Origin of the sequence: Roseovarius nitratireducens, from assembly GCF_002925845.1 — a bacterium.
In the GTDB taxonomy this organism is placed as follows: domain Bacteria; phylum Pseudomonadota; class Alphaproteobacteria; order Rhodobacterales; family Rhodobacteraceae; genus Roseovarius; species Roseovarius nitratireducens.
The window spans coordinates 55,957-68,243 of the sequence record NZ_PDNI01000084.1; the positions used below are offsets into that span (position 1 = coordinate 55,957).

General features: G+C 64.7%; 11 protein-coding genes. 10 read left to right on the forward strand and 1 reads right to left on the reverse strand.

Translation table 11 applies throughout. From position 1 onward, the window contains the following. The first annotated feature begins 46 nt into the window (after positions 1-46). The 5 genes from CRJ03_RS18700 to CRJ03_RS18720 all read left to right on the forward strand — a co-directional run bounded on the left by CRJ03_RS18700 (position 47) and on the right by CRJ03_RS18720 (position 6,288). On the forward strand, positions 47-856 hold the full coding sequence (locus CRJ03_RS18700; protein ID WP_104020377.1) for a taurine ABC transporter ATP-binding protein: 810 nt from the start codon (positions 47-49) through the stop codon (positions 854-856). Next, positions 853-2,118, forward strand: a complete 1,266-nt coding sequence (locus CRJ03_RS18705; protein ID WP_104020378.1) for an ABC transporter permease — start codon at positions 853-855, stop codon at positions 2,116-2,118. Before CRJ03_RS18700 ends, CRJ03_RS18705 begins: the two co-directional genes overlap by 4 nt. 124 nt (positions 2,119-2,242) lie before the next feature. Next, on the forward strand, positions 2,243-3,403 hold the full coding sequence (locus CRJ03_RS18710) for a CaiB/BaiF CoA transferase family protein (protein WP_104020379.1): 1,161 nt from the start codon (positions 2,243-2,245) through the stop codon (positions 3,401-3,403). A gap of 42 nt (positions 3,404-3,445) precedes the next feature. Beyond that, positions 3,446-4,141: a hypothetical protein gene (locus CRJ03_RS18715; protein WP_104020380.1), complete on the forward strand. Its 696-nt coding sequence runs from the start codon at positions 3,446-3,448 to the stop codon at positions 4,139-4,141. Between the two features lie 104 nt (positions 4,142-4,245). Then, positions 4,246-6,288 (forward strand): ASKHA domain-containing protein, encoded by a 2,043-nt coding sequence (locus CRJ03_RS18720; RefSeq protein WP_104020381.1) that lies wholly within the window; start codon positions 4,246-4,248, stop codon positions 6,286-6,288. 9 nt (positions 6,289-6,297) lie between these two features. On the opposite strand, the gene CRJ03_RS18725 is transcribed toward CRJ03_RS18720, so the two are convergent. Next, a complete protein-coding gene (locus tag CRJ03_RS18725) occupies positions 6,298-7,482 on the reverse strand; it encodes a M24 family metallopeptidase (RefSeq protein ID WP_104020382.1) in 1,185 nt (394 codons plus the stop codon). Positions 7,483-7,657: 175 nt separating this feature from the next. On the opposite strand from CRJ03_RS18725, the gene eutB reads away from it, so the two are divergent. From eutB to CRJ03_RS18750, 5 genes are all read left to right on the forward strand, one after another. After that, complete coding sequence (gene eutB / locus CRJ03_RS18730) at positions 7,658-8,665, forward strand: hydroxyectoine utilization dehydratase EutB (RefSeq protein WP_104020383.1); 1,008 nt, start codon at positions 7,658-7,660, stop codon at positions 8,663-8,665. Further along, complete coding sequence (locus CRJ03_RS18735) at positions 8,662-9,231, forward strand: flavodoxin family protein (RefSeq protein WP_104020384.1); 570 nt, start codon at positions 8,662-8,664, stop codon at positions 9,229-9,231. Before eutB ends, CRJ03_RS18735 begins: the two co-directional genes overlap by 4 nt. Before the next feature lie 3 nt (positions 9,232-9,234). Beyond that, complete coding sequence (locus tag CRJ03_RS18740; protein ID WP_104020385.1) at positions 9,235-10,224, forward strand: cyclodeaminase; 990 nt, start codon at positions 9,235-9,237, stop codon at positions 10,222-10,224. Beyond that, positions 10,221-10,694, forward strand: coding sequence for an Lrp/AsnC family transcriptional regulator (locus tag CRJ03_RS18745; protein ID WP_104020386.1), 474 nt, complete (start codon positions 10,221-10,223; stop codon positions 10,692-10,694). Before CRJ03_RS18740 ends, CRJ03_RS18745 begins: the two co-directional genes overlap by 4 nt. 108 nt (positions 10,695-10,802) lie before the next feature. Continuing rightward, positions 10,803-12,278: an NAD-dependent succinate-semialdehyde dehydrogenase gene (locus tag CRJ03_RS18750; protein ID WP_104020387.1), complete on the forward strand. Its 1,476-nt coding sequence runs from the start codon at positions 10,803-10,805 to the stop codon at positions 12,276-12,278. The last annotated feature ends 9 nt before the right edge of the window (positions 12,279-12,287 follow it).

Genomic DNA, 12,287 nt, shown 5'->3' on the forward strand with positions numbered 1-12,287 from the left:
CGGCCCGCGCACCCGGATTTCACTATTAGTCGAAAAGGGGCGGAGGATGTCGACACTCTCCATCGAAAACATCTCGATGCGGTTCGACCTGCCAAATGGTGGTCACGTTCAAGCGCTTCAGGATGTCACGCTCGAACTTAACACCGGCGAGCTGATGAGCGTGCTGGGGCCCTCGGGCTGTGGCAAGACCACCCTGCTAAACATCCTCGCCGGTTTTCTTGCCCCGACCGAGGGCCGCATCATTCTCAACGATCATCCCGTAACCGGCCCCGACGCCGAACGCGGCATGGTGTTTCAGCAAGGCGCGCTGTTCGAATGGATGAGCGTGCGAGACAACGTAAGCTTTGGCCCCCGCATGGCCGGCATACGCGAGAAGGAATGGCGCGGCACGGTCGATCACCTGCTCGACGTGGTGGGCCTGCAGGATTTCAAGGACAAGGCGGTCTACGAGCTGTCAGGCGGGATGCAGCAGCGCGTGGCGCTGGCGCGGTGCCTGGCCAATGACCCCGACGTGATCCTGATGGACGAGCCGCTCGGCGCGCTCGACGCGCTGACCCGAGAAAAGATGCAAGGGCTGGTGCTCAAGCTCTGGAAGGAGACCGGCAAGACCATCATTCTCATCACCCACTCGGTCGAAGAGGCCCTCCTCCTGGGCGAGCGCCTGCTTGTCATGGCCCCGCGCCCGGGCCGCATCCACAAGGAATACCGCCTGCCCTTCGCCGATGACGGCGTGGGCAAGGACCTGCGCGAGATCAAGAAAAACCCCGCTTTCGGGGAAAAACGCGAGGAGATCCTGTCGATGATCTGGGACATGGAAGAAGAGATCATGGGCCGCACAGAGGCGGTGGGCGCATGATCATCCTCATCATATATATCGCGATCTTCGCCGCGGCCTTCTTCGTGGTCCGCTTTGGCGTGCACAAGTTCCGGCAGATGCGGGATTTCACCTCGCTCAAGACCGTCACCTTTGGTGATGAAAGCGCGGTGCGCCCCGACCGCTGGGCAAGCGTCATCTCGGTGGTGACGATCTTCCTGTTGTGGGGCGCGTTCACGGGGTCAAACTGGGTACCGATCCACGCGCCGGGCCCGTTCGTGGGCGATGCTGAGTTTACCTATACGCTGGAGGCCCCGAACGGGGAGCGCGATGACGCCACCGTTCTCGTTCGGGTCTTCAACGTCGGCGAAGAGGTCGAGATCCCAGAGGTGGAGCCGGGCGAGGGCTTTGCCAAGAACGACGCCTCGTCGGTGGGCGCATGGCGATCTGACCTGATCCTGATGGACAAGAACGACGAGATCACCCGCAAGGACGGGGCCAAGGTCGTGGCCATCGACGGGCAACCGGTAAGCGCGGGCGAGACCGTCTCCGTTGCGGCGGGCAAGGTTGCGGTCACCTCCAAGGGATCGCTCAATTTCAGCCCCGCAGGCGGCATGCAGATGGAGCCGATCTGGCTGCCCCCGCCTGAAGACGTGGTCAAGCGGGTGGGCGAGATCGCGAATGAGGGCTACCAGAATTTCACCCTGTGGGAGCATCTCTACTGGTCGCTGTTCCGCGTCATCGTGGGCTTTGCGCTCGGGGCCGCTGTCGGCATCCCGCTGGGCTACGCGATGGGCCTCAGCGACTGGTTCCGCGGCTGGTTCGACCCGATCGTGGAATTCATGCGCCCCGTTCCGCCGCTGGCGCTCATCCCGCTGGTCATCATCTGGGCGGGCATCGGTGAATCGGGCAAGATCATCCTGCTGTTTCTCGCAGCCCTCTGGATCATGACCATCTCGGCACGCGCGGGTGTGTCGGGTGTCGCCATTTCCAAGGTGCACGCCGCCTATTCGCTGGGCGCGTCCAAGTGGCAATTGATGCGCCACGTGATCGTACCGAACTCCCTGCCCGAGATTTTCACCGGCGCGCGCGTCGCAATGGGGGTCTGCTGGGGCACGGTCGTGGCCGCCGAACTGGTGGCGGCGGAAAAAGGTGCGGGCATGATGATCATGGTCGCCTCGCGGTTTCAGCTCACTGATATCGTGATCATGGGGATCATCCTCATCGGTATCATCGGCTACGGCATCGACATCCTGATGCGCAAGGCCGAGACATGGCTGGTACCGTGGAAGGGCCGCATCTGACGGTGCAGCCAGAATAAACGCAAAAACAAGGGGGTTGCATCGCGACCCCCTTGATCCGTGTTAGAGACACGTCACGCACGGTCGCTAGAACCGGACCAGAAACCACCGAAACAAGAGCCATGCCATGACCAACCCGCTGCAAGACCTCCTCGTGCTCGACCTCACCCACGTTCTGGCAGGCCCCTTCGCCTCGCTTACCCTCGGCGATCTGGGCGCGCGGATCATCAAGGTCGAACGGCCCGGTACGGGCGACGACACCCGTTCCTTTCCGCCCTTCAAGGACGGGACAAGCGCCTATTTTGCCGCGATCAACCACGGCAAGCAGTCCATCGCACTCAACCTCAAGGCGGGGGACGACCGCGCGATATTCGAGCAACTTCTGGAGCGCGCCGACATAGTGCTGGAAAACTTCCGCCCCGGCGTGATGGAAAAGTTGGGTTACGGCTGGGATGTCCTTCATGCCCGTTATCCGCGCCTGATCTATGGCGCAGTCAGCGGCTTTGGCCATACCGGCCCGGATGCGCTGCGGCCCGCCTATGACATGGTGGTGCAGGCGCGCGGCGGGGTGATGTCGATCACCGGCGAGGCAGGACGCGAGCCGGTGCGCGTCGGTGCCTCGATCGGCGATATCGTGGCGGGAATGTACCTGGTGCAGGGCGTGCTCGCCGCCGTGATAGACCGCGCGAAAACCGGCGCGGGGCGCAAGATCGACGTCGCCATGCTCGACAGCCAGCTCGCGATTCTCGAACACGCGGTGGCGATCACCACCACCACGGGCACCCCGCCGGGACCATCCGGCGCGCGGCACCCCTCGATCAGCCCCTTCGAGACATTTCACGCCGCCGACGGCCTCTTTGTCATCGCCGCCGGAAACGACGCGCTCTTTGCCCGGCTTTGCGACGTGCTCGGCCTGCCGCTCGCGCAGGACCCGCGTTTCGCGACCAACTCGGCACGCTGCGAGAACGCGCGCACGCTCAAGCGGCTGATTGAGGCGATCACGCTCGACCAGCCGAAATCCCACTGGATCGAGAAGCTGGAAGCCTCCGGTGTCCCGACTGGCCCGATCCAGAACGTGGCCGAAGTGCTTCATGACCGACAGATTCTGGCGCGCAACATGGTGGTGGACGTGCTGGATACCGAGGGCCGACCGGCCTTCGTGGCTGCTGGCAACCCGATCAAGATGAGCGGTCTCGAGGACACCGCGTCGCGCGCACCCGTCCCATCGCTCGACGGGGATCGCGCGGCGATCCTCGATTGGCTGCAAAAGAACGTGAACAAAGCGTGACGCGCATTGTTCGAGCCGCAGATCACGGCCTAGACTCGGCACATGGAGAATAGCCGCCCGGCCCCTGCCACCCTGCCCGATCCCCCTCCCCTCAAGCTGGGCGTGCTGCGCACGCTCGCGCGGCTTGCCATCATCGCGCTTCTCGCGATCGGGCTGCACTTCGTCTTCGTCTGGGCGGAGAACTGGATCATGAGCAACGAGTACGGCTGGGCAATGCCGGGCCTGCTGCTGGCGGTGCTTGTCATCTATGCCGTACTCATCGCGATCCCCTTCGTTCCGGGGGTGGAGATCGGGCTTTCGGTGCTTGCGGCAGGTGGACCCGGGATCGCGCCGCTGGTGTGGGTGGCCACGGCGAGCGGTCTGTCGCTGGCGTTCTTCGTTGGGTGCACCGTGCCGATCGCCTGGCTGCGCCGCGTGCTTACGGATCTGCACATGATCCGCGCGGCATATAACGTGGCCCGGTTCGAAGCGATGCCGCAAGAAGGCCGGGTCGCGTTTATCCATGCTCTCCTGCCCCGCAAGTACTGCGGCTGGATCATCAAGTACCGCTACGTGAACCTCGCCGTTCTCATCAACATTCCCGGCAATTCGGTGATCGGCGGGGGCGGCGGGATCGCGTTCCTCTCTGGGCTTTCGGGCACGTTCCGCGCACCGCTGGCGATCCTGACCATCGCGATCGCCTCTGCCCCCGTGCCGCTCGCCATCTGGCTCTTCGGGCTGAAACTGCCCTGGGCCTGAGGCCGCGATGCCGCGCGCGTACCGATTCCTGACGCTTGCGGGCTTTCGGGCGCGCGCCTATGGCTTATGTTCCGACAAAGGCACATATGAGCAGGACCAGCCCCATGCCAAACGATCCTCTTGTCGTCTTCACCCCCTCGGGCAAGCGTGGGCGTTTCCCCGTGGGCACCCCGGTGCTCACCGCGGCACGGCAGTTGGGCGTCGATCTCGATTCGGTCTGCGGCGGGCGCGGTATCTGCTCGAAATGCCAGATCACGCCGGGCTATGGCGAGTTTTCCAAGCATGGTGTGACGGTTCGTGACAATGCTTTGTCGGAGTGGAACAAGGTCGAGGAGCGCTATGACCAGAAGCGCGGGCTGAAACCGGGTCGTCGCCTCGGTTGTCAGGCACAGGTCATGGGCGACGTGGTGATCGACGTGCCGCCTGAATCCCAGGTCCACAAGCAGGTGGTGCGCAAGGCCGCCTCGGCCCGGGTGATCGAGATGGACCCGGCGACCAAGCTCTATTTCGTCGAGGTGGACGAGCCCGACATGCACGAGCCGACCGGCGATCTGGAACGGCTCGCGCGCGCGCTGAAGCGCGAATGGGGCATCGGGGATATCCGTGCCGATCTCACGCTCCTCTCCAGGCTGCAACCGGTGCTGCGCAAGGGCAAGTTCCAGGTGACCGTGGCACTCCATCGCGGCCATGAGAACGACCCGGCGCAGGTGCTGGAAATCTGGCCGGGGCTACACGAGGACGGGCTTTATGGGCTGGCCATCGACCTCGGCTCCACCACCATCGCCGCCCACCTGACCGATCTCGTGACCGGTGAGGTAAAGGCGTCCTCGGGCATCATGAATCCGCAGATTCGCTTTGGCGAGGATCTGATGAGCCGGGTCAGCTATTCGATGATGAACCCCGGCGGTGACAAGGAGATGACGGCGACGGTGCGCGACGCGATCAACGCGCTGGCCGGGGAAATTGCCAGAGAGGCGGAGATTGACCCGGCGCTGATCGTCGAGACGGTCTTCGTCTGCAACCCGGTCATGCACCACCTCCTGCTCGGCATCGACCCGGTCGAACTCGGGCAGGCGCCTTTCGCGCTCGCCACCTCGGGCAGTCTGACCCTGGGCGCGAAAGAGCTCGATCTCGCCGCCATCAACCCGCGCGCGCAGGTCTATATCCTGCCCTGCATCGCGGGCCATGTGGGGGCCGATTGCGCCGCCGTGGCACTGTCGGAAGAGCCGGGCAAATCTGAGGATCTGGCCCTCATCGTCGATGTGGGCACCAATGCCGAGATCCTGCTGGGCGACAAGACCCGCGTTCTGGCGTGTTCCTCGCCCACCGGCCCGGCCTTCGAGGGCGCACAGATTTCTTCCGGCCAGCGGGCGGCACCGGGAGCCATCGAGGCGATCCGCATCGACCCCGAAACCAAGGAACCACGCTTTCGCGTCATCGGCTGTGACAAGTGGTCGGACGAGGACGGGTTCGCGGACGAAGTGGGTGCGGGTGGCATCACCGGCATCTGCGGCTCCGGCATCATCGAGGCGGTGGCAGAACTGCGCATCGCCGGGTTGATGGACGAGTCGGGTCTTCTGGGTTCGGCCGAGGCCACCGGCACGCCGCGCATGCAGGCGGAGGGGCGCACGCATGCCTACCTCATCCATGACGGCACCGACGAGGGCGGGCCGCGCATCACCGTGACGCAGGGCGACATCCGTGCCATCCAGCTCGCGAAATCCGCGCTCTATGCCGGTGCGCGCCTCTTGATGGACGAGCGTGGCGTGGACAAGGTGGACCGCGTCGTACTCGCCGGCGCCTTCGGCGCGCATATCTCGCCCCTGCACGCGATGGTGCTGGGCATGATTCCCGACGTCCCGCTCGACAAGGTGACGAGCGCGGGCAATGCCGCTGGCACCGGCGCCCGCATCGCTCTCTGCAACGTGGCGGCGCGCCGTGAGATCGAGCGCGTGGTGGGCGAGATCACCAAGGTGGAGACCGCCATCGAACCGAAATTCCAGGAGCATTTCGTCGCCGCCAACGCCATTCCGCACAAGACGGCCCCGTTCCCGGAACTGCGCAAGGTGGTGACACTGCCCACCCCGTCCTTCAACACCCATGGCGACGGCAGCGACGGCGGGCGCCGCAAGCGCAGGCGGGGCTGAGGCTCGCCTTCAGTCCTTCACGAACATCTTGCGCGGCCGGTTGCAGAAGGTCTCGGCCGGGCCGGTCTCCTTGATGAGGATCGACTCGGTGATCTCCAGTCCCCAGTCGGACATCCACAGCCCGGGCATGAAATGGAAGGTCATGCCTGGCTCCAGCACGGTCTCGTCCTCGGCGCGTAGGCTTATGGTGCGTTCGCCCCAGTCGGGCGGATAGCTGAGCCCGATGGGATAGCCGCAGCGCGCACCGCGCTCGATTCCGGCGCGCTCTAGCGGTGCGGCGAGCGCATTGGCCACGTCGCAGGCGCGACTGCCCGCCGTCGCGGCCTCGAGCCCCGCCTCCAGCCCCTCCACGAGCGCGCGCTCGGCATCGAGCAGGAATTGCGGCGGCTTGCCGAGAAACAGCGTCCGGCAGAGCGGCGCGTGGTAGCGCCGATAACAACCGGAAATCTCGAAAAAGGTCGCCTCGCCAGTGGCGAACTCGCGCCCGTTCCACGTCAGGTGCGGGGCGGCGGCGTCCGAGCCCGACGGCAGGAGCGGCACAATGGCCGGATAATCGCCCCACGCACCCTCGACACCCCGGATCGCGTCACGGAAAATCTCCGCCACGATCTCGTTCTTCGGAATGCCCGGCTCGACCCGTTCAATAAGCCCGTCGGTGATCTTTTCCGAGATCGCCGCCGCCTTGCGCATGAAGGCCAGTTCCTCCTCGGATTTCACCCCGCGCTGCCAGTTCACCAACGCGGTAACGTCGAGGAAGGTGGCCTCGGGCAGTTCCTCGCGCAGCACCTGCATCGCCTTGGCCGAGAAATAGTAATTGTCCATCTCCACGCCGATGCGCTTATCCGCGAGCCCCATGCCGGTGAGGCGCTCGGCCAGATCCTGCATCGGGTGACGCTCGGTGGATTGGACGTAGTTGTCGGGATAGCCGATCACCCGGTCGTCGGTCATCCAGACCGTGCGCACGCCGCCATTGGCATCCTGGTTACGGCCCCACCAGATCGGATCGGCGTCGGGCAAAACGATCACCCCCTGGTGCACATAGAAAGACCAGCCATCATAACCCGTCAACCAATGCTGGTTCGACGGGTCGGTAACGAAGATCGCGTCGAGATCGCGCGCGGCCATCGCGCTCCGGGTTTTCTCGAGGCGGCGCTGGTATTCCTGCGGCGAAAAGGGGAGGTCTATCTCGATCATGTGGTGGTCCGTCATCTGTAAACTGGGGTAACTTCGTCCGCCTTGGGGGATTTTTCCGGCGGCTGCCCCAAGAAACGCGCCACCCGATGTCGTTTTCTGACCACCGTGTGACGCAGAGTTGACGCAAGCCCGAGCGGCGCGCAGATTGCGCGGACTTGCAGACAAGGAGACAGCGATGCGCCCCGTTCTGGCCGATGTGTACGCCGCCGCTCAGGTGATCGCCGGGATTGCCGATGCCACGCCGCTGGTGCCCTCACCCCACATGACCGATGTCGCCGGGCAGGAATTCCTGCTCAAGCTGGAGAACATGCAGCCCATCGGCGCATTCAAGCTGCGCGGGGCCTTGAATGCCGTGGCAGGGGTGCAGGAGGCGTCGGGCGTCACCTGCTGCTCCACGGGCAATCATGGGCGCGGCGTGGCCTATGCCGCGAGGGCGCGGGGCATCCGCGCGGTGATCTGCATGTCTGAACTGGTGCCGCAGGCCAAGGTGGACGGCATCCGCGCGCTTGGGGCCGAGGTGCGAATCGCGGGCCGCAGCCAGGACGACGCGCAGGCAGAGGCAGAGCGTCTCGTGGCCGAGGAGGGGCTCACGGAAATCTCGCCCTTCGACGATCCAAGGGTAATCGCCGGGCAGGGCACCATCGGGCTCGAGATCATGGCAGCGCGCCCCGATACCGAGGTGCTCCTGGTGCCCTTGTCGGGGGGCGGGCTGGCGGCAGGCGTGGCGATGGCCGCCAAGGCAATCAAGCCGTCGGTCCGCGTGGTGGGGATCAGCATGGACCGCGGTGCCGCGATGTATGAGAGCATCCGCGCGGGCCATCCCGTCGAGATCGAGGAGGTGCCGAGCCTCGCCGACAGCCTCGGCGGCGGGATAGGGATGCAGAACCGGCTCAGTTTCCCGATGTGCCGCGATCTTCTGGACGAAGTGGTCCTCGTTTCGGAAGAGGAAATTTACCACGCAATGCAGGTGCTCTATTACGAGGACCGGATCGTGGCCGAGGGCGCCTGCGTGGTGGGGCTGGCGGCGGTGCTGTCAGGTAAGGTGAAGGTCACCGGCCCGACCGCCACCATCGTCACGGGCCGCAACCTTGACATGGAGATGTTCACCAGGATCGTGACGGGCCAGGACGTGCAACTGGGCGATGTGACTGTGAAGGGCCAGCCCTATCGGGGGCGCGCATGACCCGTATCGCCTGCCTGTTGGGAAGCCCCCGGCCCGGAGGCAACAGCGACCTGCTGGCCGGGCGGTTTTGCGAGACGGCGGAATCTCACGGTGCCGCCAGCCGTTGCCACGCGCTGCGGGATTTGCGGTTTCAAGGGTATTCAGAGACGGATTCAGGTCCCTATGGTCCGGATGACGATCTGGCCCCGGTTTTGGCCGATGTGAAGGAAGCCGATGTGGTGGTGATGGCCACGCCGATCTATTTCTGCAACATGACGGGGCTGCTGAAACAGGCGTTCGACCGGTTCTTCGGTTTCTTCAAGCCGGATTATGTGACCAATCCGGAGCCTTCGATTCTGGACCGGGGCAAGACGCTGGTTCTTGTGCAGGTGCAAGGCGAAGGGCCAGAGCGGTATGATGACTTACTGGGCCATTATGGCCCGGCGCTGGACAAGCTGGGCTTTGCCCGGCGCGAATTGATCCGGTCCTGCGGGGTGCGGGCGGCGGGGGATGTGCTGAATGACAAGGCCGCGCTGGAACGCGCGGACATGCTGGCCACAGGGCTGGTCCGTGCACAGGGAGGTTAACCGATGGCACATGATATCCGAATCGTGACCGAGGCGGAATTGCGCGCGGCGGTAGGACTCGACCGCGAAACCGTGGCCGTGATCGAGCAGGCCTTTGGTGCGCTCTCGGATGGCTGGGTGGTGATGCCGCCGGTCATGTCGATGGAATTGGCCGAGGCGCATGGCGAGGTGGACGTGAAAACCGCCTATATCCCCGGTATGAGCGGCTTCGCGATCAAGGTCAGCCCCGGTTTCTTCGACAACCCCAGGCTGGGCCTGCCGAGCCTGAATGGCCTGATGATCCTGTTTTCCGCCAAGACCGGGCTGGTCGAGGCGGTGTTTCTCGACAATGGCTACCTGACCGATCTGCGCACGGCTGCTGCTGGCGCCGTGGCCGCGCAATACCTCGCCCCCGATCTGGTGCATACGGCAGGCGTGATCGGCTCTGGCGTTCAGGCGCGGCTTCAGGCGCGGGCGGCGCATCTGGTGCGGCCCTTTGACCGGCTGCTGATCTGGGGCCGCGACGCAGACAAGGCCCGCGCCTGCGCCGACGACCTGTCGGACCTCGAATGCGATGTCCGCGTGGTCGATAACCCCGCCGATCTGGTGCGGGCGAGCCAACTCGTGATCACCACCACCCCTGCCAAGGAACCGGTGGTCAAGGCGGGCTGGCTGCATCCCGAGTTGCACATCACCGCGATGGGATCGGATCAGGCGGGCAAGAACGAGATCGACCCGCAGGCGCTGGTGCAGGCCGATCTCTACGTGGCCGATCGCGCGCCGCAGGCCCGGAGCCTCGGCGAATTGCGCGCCGCGCTGGAGGCGGGCCTGTGGGCCGAGGACAACCCGGTGGAACTGGGCGACGTCATCCGTGGCCGCGCGCGCGGCCGACGCGATGCCGACGAGATAACGATCTGCGACCTTACCGGCACCGGCGCTCAGGACACCGCCATCGCCACCCATGTAATGACGTTGCTCGCGGGCCGCGACGTGGGTGCGGTGATCCGCGCATGAGGCTCGACGCGCGCGATCTCGATATCCTGCGGGTGCTGGCCGACGAGGGCCGAATCACCAAGGCTGAACTCGCTACCCGCGTCGGCCTGTCGGCGAGCCCCTGCTGGGAACGGCTCCGGCGGTTGGAACAGGCCGGGCTGATCGAGGGCTATCACGCGCGGATCAGCCTGAAGAAGCTGGGGCCACATGTCACTGTCTTCGTCGCCGTGGAACTGGCGGACCACACGCCCGCTTCATTCCGCGCCTTCGAGGACAGCGTGCAACATTATGCGCAAATCACAGCCTGCTGGGCCTTGGGCGGCGGGTTCGATTACCTGATGCAGATCGTGACCCGCGACATCGACGCCTATCAACGGCTCATCGACGAGATGCTGGAGGCCCGGATCGGGCTGGCGCGCTACTTCACGTATATCGTCACCAAGCCGGTGAAATCCCCGCGCCTGCCACCGCTGGAGATGTTTTTCGGATGAATCATCTATTTTCATCAACTCTCTCAGAAGAATAATCTGAAAGCCACGGTGATATCAGCCCCACCCTCTGCGCAAAAAGCATATCTTTCTGCACGAAAGGAGGGCCAAATGTCCGATTCAGCGATCTGGACCCGTAACGGGATCACCGACACACGCCTTATCCGCAACTTCGCCTATGTGAACGGCAAATGGGAAGCCGGCGAAGGCGGCGCGACGATTACGGTCAGCAACCCCGCCGATGGCGCGGCACTCGGTGACGTGGCGAGCCTCAGCGCCGATCAGGCGCGCGCGGCGGTGGATGCCGCGCAAGGCGCCTTTGACGACTGGGCGATGACGCTGCCACAGGACCGTTCCACCATTCTGCGCCGGTGGTTCGACCTGATGATCGAGCACCGCGAGGATCTGGCGCGGATCATGGTGCTGGAACAGGGCAAGCCGCTCTCGGAAGCGCGCGGTGAGATCGACTACGCGGCGAGCTTCGTCGAATATTACGCAGAGGAATCGAAGCGCCCCAATATCGAGGGCGTCACCAGCCACCTGCCCGATGCCGAGGTCGAATTGTGGCTGGAGCCGGTGGGTGTCGCGGCCTTGATCACCCCGTGGAACTTCCCCGCCGCGATGCTGACGCGCAAGGCCGCGGCGGCAATGGCAGCGGGCTGCACCGTTGTGACGCATCCCTCTGGAGAGACACCCTACTCGGCGCTCGCCCTCGCCGAACTGGCCGAGCGCGCAGGCATCCCGGCGGGGGTGTTCAACGTGGTCACGGGCCGTGCGTCAACCGTGGTGGAGCCCTGGACCGAAGATACCCGCGTGCGCGCACTCAGCTTCACCGGTTCGACCAGTATCGGGCAGTTGCTTTATCGCCAATGCGCGGGGACGGTGAAGAAACTGGTCATGGAACTGGGCGGCCACGCCCCGGTGATCGTGTTCAAGAACGCCGATCTGGAAACCTCGGTCGTGGAATCGATCAAGGCGAAATTCGCCACCTCCGGGCAGGATTGCCTCGGCGCGAACCGCATCTATGTAGAGCGCGCGATCTATGACGAGTTCTGCCGACGCTTTACCGACGCTACACAGACACTCAAGATCGGGCGCGGCATGGACGATCCGGACATCGGCCCGCTGATGAACGAGAAAGCGGTGCAGAAACAGGAAGAGCACGTGGCGGACGCGCTCAAGCACGGCGCGAAACTGGCCTGCGGTGGCAAGCGTGACGAGCTTGGCCCGCTTTTCTATCAGCCCACAGTGCTGACGGATGTGCCAGACGCCGCTGCGATCATGTGCGATGAGACTTTCGGCCCGGTGGCCGCGATCACGCCGTTCGACACCGAGGAAGAGGTCGTGCGCCGCGCCAATGCCACCGAGTTTGGCCTCATCGCCTATCTGCACAGCCACGACCCGCGCCGCATCTACCGGATGACCCGGGCGCTGCAATTCGGCATGGTCGCGGTGAACCGCACCAAGGTCACCGGCGCGCCGATCCCATTCGGCGGGGTCAAGCAATCGGGCCTGGGCCGCGAAGGCGCAAGGCGCGGCATGGAGGAATTCATGGAGATCAAATACGTTTGCCGCGATTGGGCGTGACGGACGGAT

Coding starts and splice junctions, on each gene's coding strand:
- CRJ03_RS18700 (WP_104020377.1), top strand. CDS start 47: ATGTCGACACTCTCCATCGAAAACATCTCGATGCGGTTCGACCTGCCA.
- CRJ03_RS18705 (WP_104020378.1), top strand. CDS start 853: ATGATCATCCTCATCATATATATCGCGATCTTCGCCGCGGCCTTCTTC.
- CRJ03_RS18710 (WP_104020379.1), top strand. CDS start 2,243: ATGACCAACCCGCTGCAAGACCTCCTCGTGCTCGACCTCACCCACGTT.
- CRJ03_RS18715 (WP_104020380.1), top strand. CDS start 3,446: ATGGAGAATAGCCGCCCGGCCCCTGCCACCCTGCCCGATCCCCCTCCC.
- CRJ03_RS18720 (WP_104020381.1), top strand. CDS start 4,246: ATGCCAAACGATCCTCTTGTCGTCTTCACCCCCTCGGGCAAGCGTGGG.
- CRJ03_RS18725 (WP_104020382.1), bottom strand. CDS start 7,482: ATGATCGAGATAGACCTCCCCTTTTCGCCGCAGGAATACCAGCGCCGC.
- eutB (WP_104020383.1), top strand. CDS start 7,658: ATGCGCCCCGTTCTGGCCGATGTGTACGCCGCCGCTCAGGTGATCGCC.
- CRJ03_RS18735 (WP_104020384.1), top strand. CDS start 8,662: ATGACCCGTATCGCCTGCCTGTTGGGAAGCCCCCGGCCCGGAGGCAAC.
- CRJ03_RS18740 (WP_104020385.1), top strand. CDS start 9,235: ATGGCACATGATATCCGAATCGTGACCGAGGCGGAATTGCGCGCGGCG.
- CRJ03_RS18745 (WP_104020386.1), top strand. CDS start 10,221: ATGAGGCTCGACGCGCGCGATCTCGATATCCTGCGGGTGCTGGCCGAC.
- CRJ03_RS18750 (WP_104020387.1), top strand. CDS start 10,803: ATGTCCGATTCAGCGATCTGGACCCGTAACGGGATCACCGACACACGC.